Source organism: Candidatus Latescibacter sp. IFSED24 (genome assembly GCF_058273205.1).
The window spans coordinates 1,356,754-1,374,123 of sequence record NZ_CM177850.1; the positions used below are offsets into that span (position 1 = coordinate 1,356,754).

A 17,370-nucleotide genomic window follows, 5' to 3' on the forward strand; every position below is an offset into this window, starting at 1 on the left:
CGCACCTACATGACCACGAGCTCGGCCTGGAGCGCGCCGGCCCGTTTGAGGGCTTCGAGGATGGCGATGATGTCGCGGGGGCTGGCCCCGATGTCGTTGAGCACACCCACCACGTCGGCCACGGTGCTGGACTCGGGCACGTGCAGCACGCGCGCTTCGTTGTCCGAGACCCGGGTGTTGACGTCGGGCACGATGGCGGTCTGGGCGTTGCCGCCGGTGGTGAAGGGCGCGGGCTGGGAGACGTCGTAGTAGGTCTTGATCTCGACCTTGAGGTTGCCGTGCGCCACCGCGGCCTCTTTGAGGACCACGTTGGCGCCCACGATGATGGTGCCGGTGCGTTCGTTGATCACGACCCGCGCCACGGCGTCGCTCACCGCCGAGAGCTCGCCCATGCGGGCCACGAAGGGAACGGGCTCGCCGAGGAACTGGCTGGGAATGCGCACGTCGATGCGGTGCGCATCCACGGCGTGCGCGGTCCCCTCGCCGAACGTCTCGTTCACCGAGCGGGCCACCGCCGCGGCGGTGGAGAAGTCGGCGTGGTGGAGCAGCCAGGACATCTCGCCCTCGCGGGTGAAGTGCCCCGTCAGCGGATTGCGGATGGTGCCGCCGTTGGGGATGGTGCCCACGGTGGCGTGGTTCTTCCGGAAGCTGTTGTTGGCGCCGCTCTTGATGTTGAAACCGCCGATGGAGACGGCCCCCTGGGCGACCACGCACACCGTGCCGTCGGCCGCCTTCAGCGGCGTCATGATCAGGGTGCCGCCCTCGAGGCTGCTGGCATCCCCCACGCTGGCCACCGTCACGTCGAGGCGCGAGCCCTCGCTGGCGGTGGGGTCGACCTCGGCGGTGACCACCACGGCGGCCACGTTCTTCAGGCGGATCAGCGAGGGATCCACCGTGACACCGAGGCGCTCGAGCATGGAGCTGAGGCTGTTGACGGTGAAGTCGGAACTCTGGCCGTCGCCGGTCCCGTTCAGGCCGGTGATCAGACCGTAGCCCAGCAGCGGCTCCGGCGTGGTGCCCTCGACCATGGCCAGGTCCTTGATGCGCGAGGCCACGCCGGCGGCGGCGGCCACGGGCAACAGGATCGTCAACAGGGCCAGGACCAGGATGTTGCGCTGGATGGTCATGCTTCGCTCCCGCTCTAGAACAGCCAGTTGACGATGCGCGACAGCACGCCCGGGTTGGCCGAGTCCTGGGCCATGCCGGTGCCGCTGTAGGCGATCTGGGCGTCGGAGATGAAGGTCGAGAGGATGGTGTTGTCCGAGGCGATGTCGCGCGGACGACAGATCCCCGAGATCTCGATGAGCTGACGGTCGCCGTTGATGTCCACCGACCGCGTGCCCACCAGCCGGAAGTTCCCGTCGGCGAGGACCTCGGTGATGCGCACCGAGATCTCGCCCTGGAGCTTGCCGGAACGGCTGGTGGAGCCGTCGCCCTTGTACTTGTTCTCGGTGTCCAGCCCCCACATGTTCAGCGGCTGCAGGAACCCGAGCCCGGGACCGCCGGAGATCTCGGTCTTGTTATTGGCGGTCATCTCGGTCGACGCATCGGCGGTGGTCTGCTCGGTGATGATGATGGTCACCACGTCGCCCACACCGCGGGCCTTGAAGTTGGTCACCAGGCTCGAACCCGACTCCAGGTCGATGAGCGGTTCTCCGGCCAGCGCGCCCACTGACAGCAGACAGGCCAGCACGACGGTGATCTGCGAGAGCTTGGGCATGATCTACCTTCCGATGGTCACGGTGCCCGGTCCGGCCACGCGGGCCACCACCAGGCGTCCATTGAGCTGGTTGCGGACACTGACCGTCTCGCCGAGCAGGCCGTCCTGACGACATTCGGCGCGGACCACCGCGGCCACCGAGCCGCGGCGGACCAGCAGATCCACGGTCTCGCCCCGCAGGACCAGCGGGCGCGGTTCGAGGTCGCGCGTGGAGAGATACTCGCCCGGATCCAGATCGCGGGTGGTCACCATGCCCTCCAGCGCCTCGGGCGTGGTCACCAGGTCGCTGGACGCGGTGGCCAGATCGGTCCACTCCCATTGCATCTGGTCGGGATCGGGGCTCTGGCCGCGAGCCACCTGGCGCACCTGACGGGCCGTCCGGCCGTAGCAGTGCAGAACGGCGACCACCGACAGGTGTCGCCGGAAGCCGTCGCCCGCCAGTTCCACGGTGAGCAGGTTGCGCCCCGGGGACAGCGGTCGCGAGCGCGGCCAGCTCACGTCCCAGGAACCGGTGCTGCAGAATTCGGGATCGGGGATCTCCAGCGCGAGCCACGCCGGCGGCGCCTCCGCCGGCTGGGGCGGGATGGCGGGCAGCAGGAGGGCGCGCACACGCTCCACCAGTTCATTCGTCGGCACCGGCTGCCCCGCGAAACTGACCTGACACAGGGGCGAGCCGGCCAGCGTCACGCCGTCGGCGAGTCCGGCCAGGACCAGGCGCCGCAACACCACGCGGCGGCTCACGGTGCACGCGGTGCCGGGGCGACCGGCGGCGGCCACCACCAGGTCGCCGGCCGCGGCGGGGACCGGGCCGCGCACCACGTCGGCCAGCCGGGCGGTGCCGGTGGTCACCCGGACCGAGTCGGCCAGGTCCAGAGTCCAGCCGACAGCCGCCGCCGGCAGCGCCAGGGCCGCCAGCAGGACCATCAACGGCAGGATCTTGGGACGACTCATGACGCTCCTAGCGCTTGATGTTGTTGGCCGTCTGCAGCATCTGGTCGGCCATGGTGATGGTCTTGGAGTTCAGTTCGTAGGCCCGCTGCGCGGTGATCATGCGCACCAGTTCGTCCACCGTCTCGACGTTGCTCATCTCGAGGTAGCCGCTCGCCACCTCGCCGAGCCCGTCGAGTCCCGGCTGGCCATTGAGCGGCGCGCCGCTGGCCGGAGACTCGAGGAACATGTTGCTGCCGCGCGCGATCAGGCCGCCCGCGTTGGGGAAGCGGACCAGCTCGATCTGTCCGATCTCCTGGACGTTGGCGCTGTCGCCGGCCAGGCGCACGCTCACCGTACCGTCGCGGGCCACGGAGATCTCGGTGGCGTCGGCCGGCACCTGGATCGCCGGCTCGAGCCGGTAGCCCAGAGCGGTGACGATGTTCCGCTCGCCATCCATCTTGAAGCTGCCGTCGCGGGTGTAGGCGAGGTTTCCGTCGGGCAGGCGCAGCTGGTAGAAGCCGTCGCCCTCGATCATCAGATCGAGAGGATTGCTGGTGGAGACCACGGTGCCCTGGCCGAAGTCGCGACTGGTCGAAACCATCTTCACGCCGTGCCCCACCTCGACGCGGGTCGGCGCCACCAGGCCGTCGGACCGCACCTGGCCGCCCGGCACCACCTGCTCGTAAAGCAGGTCCTGGAACTCCATGCTGCTCTTCTTGTAGCCGGTGGTGTTCACATTGGCCAGGTTGTTGGAGATCGTGTCGATCTGCAGCTGCATGGCCTTCATGCCCGAGGCCGCCGTTCCCATGGCTCGCATCATCGGTCATCACCCCGTTTCGACTAGGTATTGCGACCCAGCGTGTTGACGCTCTTGCCGAGCATCTCGTCGTTGGCCTGCAGCACCTTCGATTCGATCTCGAAGGCGCGCTGGGCCGCGATCATGTCCACCAGCGTCTGCACCGGATCCACGTTGCTGTCCTCCAGGTACCCCTGGCGCAACTCGACCTCGTTCTTCGGCACGTCAGTGGGCGCCAGGTCCTCCGTGGCCACGAGCAAGCTGTCGCCCCGGTGCTGGAGCTTCTCCGGACTGGCGAAATCCACCACGCGGAGCCGTCCGCGCACCGCACCGTCCACCGTCACCGTGCCGTCATCCTCGAAGGCGATCCGTCCGCCGCCGGCGTTGATGGGGCCCCCGGTGCCCTGCACCGCCATGCCGGACGAGGAGACCAGCTGGCCCGTGTCGTCCAGGCGGAACGCCCCGTCGCGGGTGAAGAACTCGCCGCCTTCCTGGTCGCGGACCACGAAGAAGCCGCGTCCGGCCAGCGCCGCGTGGGTATCGCGACCGGTGTCCCGCAGGGCTCCGCCGCGCACATCCAGCGCCTGCCCCATCTGCAGGGCACGGGCGATCGGCCAGCTCCCGTCGCGTCCGGGTTTCTGGTTGGCCTCGAGTTGCGGCAGACCATCGGCGCCGGGTTTGTCGCCCTCGCCGCTGCCCACCTCGGTCACCCGGTTGAGCACCTGGCGGAAACCGGTGGTGGCGACATTGGCCAGGTTGTTGGCCAGCGTATCGATGCGGGCCTGATCGAGATGCATGGCCTGCTTGGCGGTCTGCAGGGTTCGCAGCATGCCGGTCCTCCTCCGGACACGGGACACGGAGACACTTCGCTCCGGTCTAACCGCAATACCCATGCCGGAGGGGCGTCGGCATAGCGGCCACGACGCACTTCACGTCGAACACGAATCTGCGCTCACAAGTGACTGTCTTGTAGGGTTTTTGGGGATTAGCGGAAACCGATGACAACACGGGGCGACGCGGCCTTGCCAGGCCGGCCGTCTGGCCGCTGTCCAGAGCTCACGCAAGGGTGGGTGATTATCTGACGGCCAGGCAGGCCACTTCGATCAGGGCCCGCCCCGGTCCCCGGTGGACGTTCGCGGCAGTTCCACCACGAAGCGCGACCCCACCCCGGGGCTGCTCTCTACCGCGATCTTCCCGCCATGCAGTTCCACCAGCCGCTTCACCACCACCAGCCCAAGGCCTGTCCCCGGCTCTCCCGAGGTGGCGTGCCCCCGGGCGAAGGGAGCGAAGAGGTCTCCGGCGTCGCCGTGGTCCAGGCCGGGCCCGCCATCGGCCACGGTCAGGCGCACGGTCCGCTCGCTCGCCCGGGCTTCCACACGGACCCACCCTCCGTCCCGGTTGTACTTCACGGCGTTGCTCACCAGGTTGTCGAGGATCTGCCGCAGGCGCAGGGGATCGGCCCTCACCGAGAGCTGCCGGGGCTCGACCACGCTCTCCAGCCGCAACCGCCGGGCCCTGGCCGGCGACTGGTTGTCCCCCAGCACACGGGCCACGAGTTCGTCGAGGCGGGTTTCCTGGGGATGCAGAACCAGCGCCCCGGCCTCGAGGCGGCTCAGGTCGAGAAAGTCGTCGAGCAGGCGAGTGACCTCACCGATCTTGGCATCGATTCCCCCGAGGAACTCGCGCTGGGTGTCGTTCAGCGGTCCCGGCGTTCCGGTGGCCAGGAGCCCGGCATAGCCCTGGATCACGGCCAGGGGCTGGCGCAGGTCGTGGGCGATGAGCGACTGGAACTGGGCCCGCTCGGCGTCGGCCGCGGCCGGATCGGGTCCCTCGAGGAAGAGATGCAGGGTCTGACCCGCGTCGAGTCGGGTGCTGCGCAGACCGACCCGGCGCTCGCCACCGCCCAGGCGCAGGACCAGGTCTTGCCGCGTGGCCAGCGACTCCTCCAGGAGATGGTCGGCGTCCGCCACGCCCATGGTGGTCAAGATCGCCGCCAGGCCCGGCGCGGACACCGCGGTCACCGCCGGCCCCAGCAACGCCACCAGTTCGTCCGACCAGGACACGAGGCGACCCTCGCGATCACTGATCACGATGGGCAACGGCAGTGCGGTCAAGGCCAGGTCATGGGTCGGCATGCAGCTCCGATCTCCCGGAGACACGCTGTCACCGGGACGTCGTTCCGCACATCGGCCGCGGCGCCTCGCGCTGTAGGAGAATCAGGATCCGGCCACGAGCATGTTGATGTGCTCTTCCAGGATGCCCTGGCCATCGGGCTCGATCCAGGTGAAGAACACCGCGACCTCGTACTCCCCGCCTTCGGGGAGTTCCTCCTCGGGCTGGGTGCGCACCACCAGGCCCTGGCATTGCACCAGGGCCAGGTCGGTATCCTGCCCGGCGGCTCCCGGCACGGAGAGCTCGAGCCCCATGGCCAGCTTGGTCATGGGCGCCAGGTAGTGGTCGGAACGGAAGTAGACACCGGACGTGGAGATGTTGATGGTCTCGAGCCGGGCAGCCGACTCCTGGCCATCGACCTGGTCGAGATAAAGTTGCATGCGCAACCTGGCGTCCACCCGTTGCGAGCGACGACGTTCTCCGTGATCGACCATGGGCACGCTCCTTCGCGGTCCGGATAGGACCGGGGCCGGCGCTGCAGGCCGGCCCCGGATCACCTACTTCTTCTTGTGCCGGTTCTTGCGCAGACGCTTCTTCCGCTTGTGCGTCGCGATCTTCTTGCGCTTGCGCTTGCGTCCATTGGGCATGGGACACTCCACCTTTCCAGCATCAAAGTCTCGGCCCAGGACGGATCGCGGCACGTCCGCATCCTGCAGGGCCAGGTCATTCCTCTTTTGTGCGACGGCCAAATCTAGTGCCGGGAAGCGGAAAACACAACCCCCGCGCGATCAGGCGTCATCCCCATCGTTCAGGCGCGCCTTCAGTTCGTTGGAGGCCTTGAAGTACGGGACCCGCTTGGCCGGCACCTCCACCGAGTCGCCGGTCCGCGGGTTGCGGGCCTGCCGCGATCGCCGCTGCTTGACCTTGAAGCTCCCGAACCCTCGCAACTCGACCTTGTCGCTGCTGACCAGGGCCCGGCCGATGTTCTCCAGGATCATGTTCACGATGACCCCCGTGTCCTTCTTGCTGATACCGGTCTCGCCGGCGATCATCTCGACCAGCTCCGCCTTGGTCATGGCTCTCGGCTCCCCAGGCTCAGGTTGAGCGCCCACGATGGGTGTATCTCGTGAGCTAGTTTCAAGCTAGCATGTCTTGCGGGCCGTGTCAACTGCAATGGATACAGGGGTTTGCATAAAAAAATGTTTCCCAGGTATCGCCGCGTGGCTCATCCGAGAAACTCCTGCAGGAGCCGACATGCAGAAGGTCGAACAGCCAATCCCGAGCGACCGAGGAAACATTTTGAGCATACAACATCAACCTTCGGGCCAGACGGCTCCACGGCCGGCAATTCCACATCACGGCTGATGTAACTCGTTCTATGATTGCTAATTGAGAGATCCGCCCCGGAGATGGGACGCGGGATGATTCCGGCTGTGGTGGCCACGGGTTCGGGCAGGTTGCACGGTCCCCGCCCGTTGAACGGGCAGGGTGCCCCGGATCAGCCGCCGAGTTGGTGGAAGAGCGCCTCGTGCCCCGGGGTGAGTCGGCAGCCGCGGCGCTGCATGACCGTGGCGGCGATGGCCAGGGCTCGCGCCTCATCCATGCGCTCGGACTGGCGGCCGTCTCCCCAGGTGAAACACGGCATGCACTTGGCCGGGAAACCGCTGCCGAACACATTGCTGGCGAAGCCCACGGTTGTCCCGGTATTGAAGAGGGTGCCGATGGCGGTCTTGCAGTGCTCCCCCATCATCAGCCCGACGAACCGCAGCCCGGAATCCTCGGCGCCGCCGCCCAGATCGACCCGGATGGTCCCGTAGGTGTTCTTCAGATCGCTGTTGGTGGTGAGAGCCCCGAGGTTGCACCAGCTACCGAGGTAGGCGTGGCCCACGAAGCCTGCGTGTTGCTTGTTACTGAAATCGAGGAAGGTGCTCTCGCCGATCTCGCCGGCCACCTTGTTGACCGCCCCCAGCGAGGTCTCGCCGTAGATGGTGGCGCCGGCCTTGATCAGGCTCTCGCTGCCCACGAAAAGCGGCCCTTCGAGGTAGCTGTGCGGCAGGACCCGCACCCCGCTGCCCAGCACCACGGGCCCGGCCGAGGTGTCCACGGCCACGCCGGGCGCCAGGTCGCAGCCGGGTCCCACGAGCAGCGGCTGTTCCCCGCGCAATGACAGATCGCCCCCGGTCCAGGGCTGCAGCGACACGGGGCGAGCCCAGGACGGATCGGCCTCGGCGGCCACGGCGCCCCAGATCCGCCGTGCGGGCAGGCGGCCTTCCAGGCGGACCAGGTCCTGCGCGATGGCGGTGGCGGTGGCCGGCACCAGTTCCCACAGGCGTCGCCAGGCGCCGGTGATGGGCTGCCCTTCCCCGGCGCCGGGCGGGTTCCAGGCCGGCACGGAAAGGTCGGGACGCTGCCAGCAGCCCGCGGCCGCAGCCGCGGCTTCCCATCGCTGCCATGACTGCAGCGTGTCGGGAGCACCCGCGGCCGGCACCGTCAGGGCCAGCCAGCCCTCATCGTCCCGCCAGGCCAGGTCGCCGCCGGCGGCGGCCGCACGCCAGAGATCGACGAGCAGATCCCAGCGCGCACCCAGGCGTCCGGAAATCAGCAGGACCCGCTGCTCCGGCGGCACTTCCACCACGCCGACCCGATAGCCGCCGTCCGCCGCCAGTCCGGCCAGCAAGCTCCTGACCAGCAGCACCGGTTCTTGGCCGGCGACATGGGCCAGTCGCTCGCGCAGATTGAGCAGGCCGCAGCGCAGTTCGCAGACCGGCAGGCTCCAGGCCAGGGGGCGGAATCCGGTCAAGGTGTGGTCCTCGAAGATCACGGGCACCGTGGTCACGGCGATCCTCCTGCTGGCTTGGCGTCGAGGCCCCGCGGGGCCGGATCTCCGGCATGGTAACCGGAGCCGGCGTCGGGGCCAAGCCTGGAGCGAACTGGATTCAGGCCAGGACGTCGATGATGGTGCCAAGGAGATCGTCGCCGCTGCGCGCGGCCACGAGGCAGGCCTCCAGGCCCCTGCGGGCGTTCAGGAGCCGGACACCGGCGTCGAGAAGATCCGGCGCCCCCTCCCTGGGGGCCTCCAGGGTGCTGCGCACCACGTCGTCCGCCGCCCGGTCGAAACGCCGCTGGTTCTGCTGCAGGCCCCGGAGGGCCGTGTGGAGGACACCGAGGGTCATGGTCAGAACCTCCCCTCTTTTCATCGGCCGGCCGGCCTGGGACTTTAGCGAAAACCGAATTTCATGATACGGCGGATTCCAGAAGCCACCCTGGTCGTGATATAATGATCTTTCGCAACTTGTCCGGACCCCTGCCGCCCTGCGGCTTCACGAGGAGATCCCATGCGCCCGCAGCCCGTGCTCATCGTCTGCCTCTTCGCCCTCGTCGCCAGCATCGGCCTGGCCGACCCCATGCCCGGACTCGAGACCGAGTCGCAGGAATGGGATGTGGACGGCCTCGAACTGCTCCTGCCCCGCCACGAGACCGTCAGCGAGCGCGCGTTCCTGCTCGCCCACCCCGAGCTGGTCCCGGCGCCCCTCGAGCGGAGCGACCCGCCCCCGCTGGCACCGGTGCGCAACTGCGCCGAGTGGGAGCCCTGCACGGGCGTCCTGATCCGCTACCCCCTGGGCCTGCCCTACAACCTGCTCCGCGATTTCGACGACGACGTCACGCTCTACGTGGTCGTCTCGGCGGGCTACCAGTCCACGGCCCAGAACAATCTCTCGGCCAACGGGGTCGACATGGATCAGGTCGAGTTCGTGGTGCGCAACAACGACTCGATCTGGACCCGCGACTACGGCCCCTGGTTCGTGTTCGACGGCCAGGGCGACATCGCCATCATCGACCACACCTACAACCGGCCCTACCGCCCCAACGACAACCTGATCCCGGTCTACCTGGCGCAGCAGCTCGGCCTGCCGGTGCACAGCCACGACATGTACCACACCGGCGGCAACTACATGACCGACGGCGCGCACATCTCGGCCTCCACCCGGCTGGTCTACGCCGAGGCCCAGGCCCACAACGGCATGAACGAGGCCGCGGTGGACCAGCTGATGCTCGACTATTACGGGGTCGCGAACTACCAGGTCCTGGATTACATCGAATCGGGTGGGATCCACCACATCGACACCTGGGCCAAGTGGCTCGACGAGGAGACGGTGCTGGTCAAGGATGTCTGGTCGTCGCACTGGACCTACGAGACGCTGAACCAGCGGGCCACCCTGCTGGCCAGCCTCCAGGCCTCCACCGGGCGCAACTACCGCGTCTTCCGGGTCTACTGCTACAACATCGGCGGCAGCAGCCCGGCCAGTTACACCAACAGCCTGATCCTCAACGACTGCATCTACGTGCCGCACTTCGGCAACAGCGCCTACGACGAGGAAGCGCTGCAGGTCTACCGCGAGGCGGCGCCCGGCTACGACGTGCGCGGCTACTACTACAGCGGCTTCCTCTCCGACGACGCGCTGCACTGCCGCAGCAAGGGCGTCATGGACGCCGGCATGCTCCGGGTGCAGCACGTGCCCGTGATCGAGGACCAGCCCCTGGCGCCGGTGGACATCACCGCCCATATCCGGGCGCACAGCGGCGAGGCCCTGGACGCGACCACGCTGTTCTACCGACACGGCTCACTCGGCGCCTGGCAGAGCGTCGCCCTGGCCGCCACCGGCACGCCCCATGAATTCACGGCCGCCATCCCGGCGCCGGCGGCGGCCGACACCTGCGAGTACTACCTCCTCGCCACTGATCTGAGCGGCCGCAGCGAAACCTCGCCCCGGGTGGCGCCGGCGGCGGTGCATCGGTTCCGCCACGGCGATCCCACCACCGGCGTGGCCAGCTTGCCGGGGGCGGCGGCCACCCTCGCCGCCAACTATCCCAACCCCTTCAACCCGAGCACCACGTTCAGCTTCGCCCTCGCCCATGCCGACCACGCCGAGCTCGTGATCATCGACGCCCGCGGCCACCTGGTCCGCACGCTGGTCGACGGCACCTGCCCCGCCGGCACCACCGAGGTCCGCTGGGACGGCACCGACCGCAACGGTCGGCGCGTGGCCTCGGGCACCTACTTCTACCGGCTGCGCGCGGCCGGCCTGCAGTACACCCGGGCGGCGACCCTGGTGAAGTAGGCACCACCACCGACGGAGAGAGGCCCCGACCACTCCGGCCGGGGCCTCTCTCCGTCAGCGGCACGAGTCCTCAACCGGTCTTGATGCTCGCGACCTTCCGCGACACCGCCGCCTTGGTGTTCTCCAGCGACGCGTACATCACCGGCACCACGATCAGCGTCAGGAAGGTGGCCACCGCCAGGCCCCAGATCACCGCCACGCCCATGGGGCCCCACCACTGGGACGATTCGCTGCCGATGACCACGAAGCGGTCCAGCTGGCCGTCGAAGAGCTTGCCGAAATCCAGCGAGAAGCCGGTCGTCAGGGGAATCAGACCGAGGATGGTGGTCACCGCGGTGAGGACCACCGGACGGAACCGCGTGGTGCCCGCGTGGACAATGGCCTCCTCCAGGCCCATGCCCCGCTGGCGCAGCTGGTTCATGTAGTCGAGCAGCACGATGGCGTTGTTGACCACGATGCCCGCCAGCGAGATCACCCCCACGCCGGTCATGATGATGCCGAAGGGCGTGCGCGTGATCAGCAGTCCGGCGAAGACGCCGATCAGCGAGAGCACCACGCTGAAGATGATGATCAGGGGCTGGGTCACCGACGCGAACTGCGAGATCAGGACCAGCAGGATCAGCATGAGCGCCACGGCGAAGGCGTCGCTGAGGAAGACCTGCGCCTCCTCCTGGTCCTCGCTCTCGCCGGTGTAGGCCAGCGTGTAGCCGGGCGGGACGGCGAAGTCCCGCAGCTCGTCCTGGACCTTGGCCAGCAGGGCGTTCCCGTTGTAGCCCGGGCCGACATCGGCCGACACGGTGACCACACGCTGGCCGTCGATGCGGCTGATCGCCGCCAGCGCGGTCTTGAAGGTTGGCTGGGCGAACGCCGACACCGGGATCGCCTCACCCTCGTAGAAGATGGTGGCGTCCTCGAGATCCTCCACCTTGCGCCGGAAGCGCTCCTTGTAGCGCACGGTGATGTCGTACTCGTCCTCGCCGACGCGGTACTTGGCGGTCTCGCTGCCGTGCAGCGCGGTGCGGATGGTGCCGGCGATGTCCCAGGTGCGTAGGCCGTAGCGCGCGGCCTTCTCCACGTCGGGCCGCACCTCGATCTCGGGCAGGTCGTGGTCGTAGTTGTCGCTGATGTTGATCAGGCCGGGCAGCCCGCGGATGCGTTCGCGGATCTGCTCGGCAAGCGAGCCCAGCATGTCGAAGTCATCGCCAGCGATCTCGATGTTCACGGGCTTGCCGGTGGGCGGCCCCTCCTCGCGCTTCTCCACGGTGATGGTGGCACCGGTGAAATCCGCCAGCCGTTCGCGCAGGTCGTCGAGCGCCGCGTTCGACGAACGAGACCTTTCGATCTTGTCCACGAATTCCATCATCACGATGGCGTTGTTGGAGGGGGCGCTCTCGCCGGTGCCCATGCCGCTGGTGGTCACGCCCACCGACGCCGAGTAGGCCACCAGGTCGCCGATCCCGGCCACCTGTTCCTCCACGGCGCGGGTGTAGGCGTCGGTCAGCTCGATGCGGGTGCCGCTCGGACCTTCCACGACGACCTGCGCCACGTTGGGGTCGATGTCGGGGAAGAGCTCGACACCGCTGTTGAAACGGAGGTAAAGCACGTTCATCACCACGAAGAGCACCACCATCATGATCAGCGTGACGGCCTTGTGCCGCAGCGCCCAGCCGAGGGTGGGCCGGTAGCTCTCCAGGCCGGCGTTCATCAGCCAGTCGCCCAGCCGGGTGCTGCCGCCGCCGGGCTTGGGCTCCTTCATGAACCGCGCGCAGAACACCGGATTGAAGACCAGCGCCACGAGCAGTGACGAGGCCAGGGTGATGATCAGCGTGATGGGCAGGTACTTCATGAACTCGCCCATGATCCCGGGCCACAGGACCAGAGGTCCGAAGGCGCAGATCGTGGTCAGGGTCGAGGCGATCACCGCGGCCGAGACCTGGTGCGCGCCGTCGCGGGCCGCGTCGTCCTGGGACTTGTCCTTGCCGCGGTGCCGGAAGATGTTCTCGACGATCACGATGGCGTTGTCGACGAGCATGCCCAGCGCCAGGATCAGGCTGAAGAGCACCACCATGTTCAGGGTGATGCCGAACGCCCTCAGCACGATGAAGCTGATCAGCATGGAGAACGGGATGGCCACGCCCACGAAGAGCGAGTTGGTGAAGCCGAGGAACAGGAAGAGCACCGCGACCACGAGGATCAGGCCGCTGATGATGTTGTTCTCCAGCTCGTGGACCATGGTCTGGATCTCTTCGGACTGGTCCCCCACGATGCTGATCTCGGTCCCCTCGGGAAAGGTGGGCCGGAGGCGCTCGATGGTGGCGCGCACCTCGTCGGCGATGTCGATGATGTTCTCGCCGGAGCGCTTCTTGATCTGTAGCGTCACGGCGTCGCGGCCGCCCACCCGCGAGATGGTCTCGCGATCCTTGATGCCGAACTCCACGGTGGCCACGTCGCGGATGTAGACCGGCGTCGGCTCTCCGGGATTGACCACGAAGTCGAGGATCTTGGCGGGGTCGTCCACCTCGCCGGGGACCCGCACCTGGTAGTCGTACTGTCCGAGCGAGAGCTTGCCGCCGGGAATGGTCAGGTTCTGGAGCGCCACGGCGTCCTGGACGTCGACCAGGCCCAGTCCGTAGAAGTCGAGCCGTTCGGGGTCCACCAGGACCTGGACCTCGTTCTCGATGCCGCCCAGCAGATCCACCGACAGCACGCCCTGGATCTGCTCGAGCACCTCCTGCAGGTCCTCCCCGGTCTTCTTGAGCTGGAACAGGCCGTAATCACCCGAGAGGTTGACCTGCATGATGGGCCAGTCGCTCGAGCTGAGCTCCATGATCAGCAGGTCCTCGCGGGTTTCGGCGGGCAGCTCGGGTTTGGCCAGCTCGACGTTGTCGCGCACTTTCTGCAGCGCATCGCTCATGTCGACATCGCTGGTGAACTCCAGCGTCACGCTGGACATGCCGTAGAAGCTGTTGCTGGTCATCTCCTTCAGGTCGGGCAGGCCCTTGAGCTCGCGCTCGAGCTTGCGGGTGACCAGGTTCTCCATGTCCGCAGGCGCGGTGCCGGCATAGGGCGCGATCACCATCACGAAGGGGATCTTCACGTCGGGCGCCGACTCGCGCGGCAGACCGATGTAGGAATCGAAGCCCATGACCGCGATCACCGCCATGAAGGCGAAGATCATGGGATATTTCCGGATGGCGCCGGAGGTGATCTTCATCGAGCCACCTCCGCCGAGACCCGGGTGTCGGCGCTCTGCGAGCGGATCACGTCGGGATCGCTGTCGTCCGTGCCGTCGCCATAGGCCACGCGCTCGGTGACCGCCACCAGGCTGCCGTCGCGCAGGTCACGCTGTCCGCGTACCACGAGCAGGTCGCCGGCCACAAGGCCCCGGCGCACCGCCACCATGAGCCCCTGGGCCGGCCCCAGTTCCACCGTGCGGCGCTGGGCACGGTCGCCCTCGACCACGAAGACCTGATCCACGCCCGCTCCCGGCATGACGGCGTCGCGGGGAATCACCACCAGCGAATCAGTCACCCGCTTGGCCAGGCGCGCCCGGCCGATGACACCGCTGCGGAGCTGCAGGTCGGGGTTCTGGATGTGGATCTCCACCGGGAACTTGCCGTTGAGCGTGCTGGCCTCGAATCCGACCCAGGCCACCACGCCTTCCACCGGCTTGGCCACGCCTTCGAGCACGACCTCGGCGGCCAGCCCTTCGTGCACCCAGGTCACCTCGCCCTCGGTGAGCGAGCCCTCGAGCTCAAGCACGTAGGGGTCGATCACCCGGGCCACGATCATGCCCGGGGCCACGAGCTGTCCCGGCTCCACGAACCGGTCCGCCACGATCCCGGCGAAGGGAGCCCGGACCTGGGCGCGGTCATGCCGGGTCCGGGCGATGTCGCGCAGACTGCGCGCCTGTGCGAACGACGCCTCGGCCTGCAGCAGCTCGAGACGGCTGATCTTGGCCGCGTCGAAGAGCTGCCGGGTCTTCTCGTGATTGTATTCCTGAAGCTTGAGGTTGGCCTCGGCCGAGGCCAGGTCGGCGGCGAGCAGGCGCCGGTCCAGGGTCACCAGCGGCGCGCCGCTCGTGACCTGGGCGCCCTTGTCCCGATCGATCACCTGGACGGTGCCCGATTCCTCGGCGCTGATGTCGGTGCCCCGGACCGGCAACACCGGGCCGGCGATCTCGAGGTACTCGGTCACCGCCCCGGTCTCGAGCGGCATGACGCGCACGTTGCGGGCCACTTCCTGGGCCGGCCCATCCTCGCCGCCGGTCTGGCAACCAGTCAGGACCAGGATACCTGACACGACCACCAGGGAGAGGAGATTGCTGAGATTGGGACTGCGGTTCATGGTCTTGCTCCCTCTAGCGATTGGCCGCCACCAGGCCGGGAATCTCGGCCAGGGGCGTGATGGGCGAATGGCCGACGGCGCGCTTGAGACTCGCGGTCAGGGTCAGGACCTGATAGCGCGCCTCCAGGAGATTGCGTCGAGCATTGAGGTGGTTTGTCTCGGCATCCAGGACGGTCAGGTAGTTGGCCTTGCCGAACTGGTACATCAGCAGGCTCTCCTCCAGCGCCTCCTCGGCCTGCTCCAGGTTCAGGCGCGCGGCGCGTAGGTTCGCCCGGGCGGTCTCCAGACCGTTGAGAACCTCGAGCACCTGGACCTGGGCCTGTTTGCGGTAACCGATCAATTCGGTCTCGGTCCGGCGGATCTTGGCCTTGGTCTCGTCCACCAGCCCCTTGGTCAGCAGGCCGTTGAAGATGGGCACGTTGAGCGCCACCGCGGCGGACCAGGTGTCGTGTCCCTTGTCCCACTGGCTGTCGAACTCGGTGCCGATCCAGCCGTAGCTGCCGAACATGGAGAGGTACGGGCGATGGTCCGCCACCTGGGTCTGCTTCTGACGATCGAGGATGCCCACGTAGCGCTCGATGGCCGTGAGATCCGGCCGGTTCAGGGCGAGCTGGAGCGCCACGTCGCGCTGCAGGGGATCGTCCTCGATCAGTTCGCTGTTGGCGATGGTCAAGGGGTCGGCGGGACTGCGGCCCATGATCGCGTTGAGGCGCGCCCCGGCGTTGGCCACGCGCTGGCGATAGTTCCTCAGATCGGGCTCGATGTTGGCCAGCGCCACGGCTGCCTGGAGCGTGTCGAGGCGGGTGGCGAAGCCGAGTTCGTAACGCATCTTGGTGATGGAGAGCAACTCGCGCTGGTTGGCGTACTGGGCCTCCACGGCGTTGACCGCCTCGGCCATCATGATGATGGCGTAGTAGGCGCCGACCACGCTCTCGGCCGTGGCGTGCTCGGCGGCCGAGATCAAGAGGTCCTGCCGCTCGATCCCCAGGTTGGCCGCGCCGACGGCACCCATGATCTTCAGCGGATTCAGCTCCCAGTTCAGGTTGAACCGCGTCGACCAGTAGGTGCTGGCAGGGATGTCCTCGGCCGCCGGGATGAACGAACCGAAGCCCGCGAGCCAGTCGTTGAACCAGTCGGGCGAACCGGCGGGCGCGCCCAGTCCGCTATCGCCGCCACCGCCGAAGGTGGGGTCGAGCGCGAAGCTGGGGTCCCGCCGGCGGGTCCAGTCGCCCACCAGATCCAGCGATGGCAGCCCCGTGGACACGGCCTGGTACTTCTGGCCGTCCAGCTCGCGCCGCCGTTCGCGCTCGGCCTGCAGGCTGTCGTTGCTCGTGAGCGCCATCGCGAGGCAGGTGGTCAGGTCGAGCACCTCGAGGGCGCCGGGCCGCGCGGTCACCGTCGGCCCCAGGGGAGCGACCGGCGTGAAGACCGGCAGCATGGGTTCGTCCCCGGTGACCTGGGCCGGCGCGCTGCCTGGCAAGCCGGCCAGCAGCAGGACCGTCAGGCAGCAGGCCGCAGGGTGTCGTGGTGTCCAGTGTCGCTCAGTCCTCATGCCCATCCTCCTGATCGGTATAGCCCGGGCACTGTCGCCAGGGCACCACGAACTCGCCGAGCTGGTGTTCCATCTCCGGAGGCATGGGCAAGCCGGCCGATTGCAGAGCGGCCCGCACCAGCAATCCCCCCACCGAACGGAGCCAGGACACGGCGAGATCCAGATCGGGGTCGTCCCAGGTGCCGTTGACCACGGTGGTGGCCACGCCCAGGGTGTAGATGCTCGCCTGGAAGAGCAGTTCTTGCTTGTGATCCGCGGGCAGGTCGCCGAGTACGGGGTGGCGGTCGAGATCCTTCAGCATGGCCCGGACCAAGTAGGGCTCCCGCTGCCGCGGCTGGCCGCAGCCCAGGAACAGCGCCCGGAAAAGCTCCGGATGGTCGAAGGCGAAGTGAAGGAAACCCACCCCCATGTTCAGGAACAGATCCTCGGTCCAGGGGCGACGACCGTAGGCCAGGATCATGTCCGTCGCCTGCTCCAGCACCGCCCCGATCAATTCCTCCATGTTGGCATAGTTGCTGTAGACCGGCGCCGTGGACGCATTCATGGCGTCGGCCACGCGCCGCGCGGTGATGGCCCCGACACCGTCCCGTTCGAGGACGAGCAGCGCCGCAGCGACCACGTCATCCCGCGTATAAGTCGTCTTTCGGGCCATGAAATCGCAAACCTCCAGGCAGAGCCTCGAATAGAACGAACGTTATATAACGCATGTTTCAAGAAAATCAAGTCATTGGCAAATCTTTAACATGAACGCGGACAGGACGACCCAGCCCGGGCTCGGTCTGGCATCCCACGG

General features: G+C 67.7%; 15 protein-coding genes. 1 reads left to right on the forward strand and 14 read right to left on the reverse strand.

Annotated elements, in window-relative coordinates:
• Window positions 1-5: 5 nt before the first annotated feature.
• The 10 genes from IFSED24_RS05585 to IFSED24_RS05630 form a co-directional block, all read right to left on the reverse strand.
• The gene (locus IFSED24_RS05585; RefSeq protein ID WP_491334229.1) at window positions 6-1,127 is read right to left on the reverse strand and encodes a flagellar basal body P-ring protein FlgI; all 1,122 of its coding nucleotides are present in this window, start codon (window positions 1,125-1,127) and stop codon (window positions 6-8) included.
• Between the two features lie 14 nt (window positions 1,128-1,141).
• The gene (locus IFSED24_RS05590; RefSeq protein ID WP_491334230.1) at window positions 1,142-1,720 is read right to left on the reverse strand and encodes a flagellar basal body L-ring protein FlgH; all 579 of its coding nucleotides are present in this window, start codon (window positions 1,718-1,720) and stop codon (window positions 1,142-1,144) included.
• A 3-nt stretch (window positions 1,721-1,723) separates the two neighbouring features.
• On the reverse strand, window positions 1,724-2,671 hold the full coding sequence (flgA, locus tag IFSED24_RS05595) for a flagellar basal body P-ring formation chaperone FlgA (protein WP_491334231.1): 948 nt from the start codon (window positions 2,669-2,671) through the stop codon (window positions 1,724-1,726).
• A 7-nt stretch (window positions 2,672-2,678) separates the two neighbouring features.
• Complete coding sequence (gene flgG, locus IFSED24_RS05600; protein WP_491334232.1) at window positions 2,679-3,470, reverse strand: flagellar basal-body rod protein FlgG; 792 nt, start codon at window positions 3,468-3,470, stop codon at window positions 2,679-2,681.
• A gap of 20 nt (window positions 3,471-3,490) precedes the next feature.
• Window positions 3,491-4,276, reverse strand: a complete 786-nt coding sequence (locus tag IFSED24_RS05605; RefSeq protein ID WP_491334233.1) for a flagellar hook-basal body protein — start codon at window positions 4,274-4,276, stop codon at window positions 3,491-3,493.
• Between the two features lie 273 nt (window positions 4,277-4,549).
• Window positions 4,550-5,581 (reverse strand): sensor histidine kinase, encoded by a 1,032-nt coding sequence (locus tag IFSED24_RS05610; RefSeq protein WP_491334234.1) that lies wholly within the window; start codon window positions 5,579-5,581, stop codon window positions 4,550-4,552.
• A gap of 81 nt (window positions 5,582-5,662) precedes the next feature.
• The gene (locus IFSED24_RS05615) at window positions 5,663-6,052 is read right to left on the reverse strand and encodes a PilZ domain-containing protein (protein WP_491334235.1); all 390 of its coding nucleotides are present in this window, start codon (window positions 6,050-6,052) and stop codon (window positions 5,663-5,665) included.
• A 294-nt stretch (window positions 6,053-6,346) separates the two neighbouring features.
• Complete coding sequence (locus IFSED24_RS05620; RefSeq protein WP_491334236.1) at window positions 6,347-6,634, reverse strand: HU family DNA-binding protein; 288 nt, start codon at window positions 6,632-6,634, stop codon at window positions 6,347-6,349.
• Window positions 6,635-7,056: 422 nt separating this feature from the next.
• Window positions 7,057-8,394 (reverse strand): putative sugar nucleotidyl transferase, encoded by a 1,338-nt coding sequence (locus IFSED24_RS05625; protein WP_491334237.1) that lies wholly within the window; start codon window positions 8,392-8,394, stop codon window positions 7,057-7,059.
• Window positions 8,395-8,494: 100 nt separating this feature from the next.
• Window positions 8,495-8,731: a hypothetical protein gene (locus IFSED24_RS05630; RefSeq protein ID WP_491334238.1), complete on the reverse strand. Its 237-nt coding sequence runs from the start codon at window positions 8,729-8,731 to the stop codon at window positions 8,495-8,497.
• Window positions 8,732-8,893: 162 nt separating this feature from the next.
• Here IFSED24_RS05630 and IFSED24_RS05635 point away from each other — a divergent pair, with 162 nt between their 5' ends.
• Window positions 8,894-10,678: an agmatine deiminase family protein gene (locus tag IFSED24_RS05635; protein WP_491334239.1), complete on the forward strand. Its 1,785-nt coding sequence runs from the start codon at window positions 8,894-8,896 to the stop codon at window positions 10,676-10,678.
• Between the two features lie 70 nt (window positions 10,679-10,748).
• Here the strand turns inward: IFSED24_RS05635 and IFSED24_RS05640 are convergent, their stop codons facing one another.
• Genes IFSED24_RS05640 through IFSED24_RS05655 form a run of 4 tightly spaced genes read right to left on the reverse strand, consistent with a single transcriptional unit; the run spans window position 10,749 to window position 17,229 of the window.
• Window positions 10,749-13,892, reverse strand: a complete 3,144-nt coding sequence (locus IFSED24_RS05640) for an efflux RND transporter permease subunit (RefSeq protein WP_491334240.1) — start codon at window positions 13,890-13,892, stop codon at window positions 10,749-10,751.
• Window positions 13,889-15,025, reverse strand: a complete 1,137-nt coding sequence (locus IFSED24_RS05645; RefSeq protein WP_491334241.1) for an efflux RND transporter periplasmic adaptor subunit — start codon at window positions 15,023-15,025, stop codon at window positions 13,889-13,891. Before IFSED24_RS05645 ends, IFSED24_RS05640 begins: the two co-directional genes overlap by 4 nt.
• A gap of 13 nt (window positions 15,026-15,038) precedes the next feature.
• Window positions 15,039-16,577 carry a TolC family protein gene (locus IFSED24_RS05650; RefSeq protein WP_491334242.1) on the reverse strand — a complete coding sequence of 513 codons (1,539 nt, stop codon included), beginning with the start codon at window positions 16,575-16,577 and terminating at the stop codon, window positions 15,039-15,041.
• A complete protein-coding gene (locus tag IFSED24_RS05655; protein ID WP_491334243.1) occupies window positions 16,567-17,229 on the reverse strand; it encodes a TetR/AcrR family transcriptional regulator in 663 nt (220 codons plus the stop codon). The genes IFSED24_RS05650 and IFSED24_RS05655 overlap by 11 nt, the downstream gene beginning before the upstream one ends.
• Window positions 17,230-17,370: the final 141 nt, after the last annotated feature.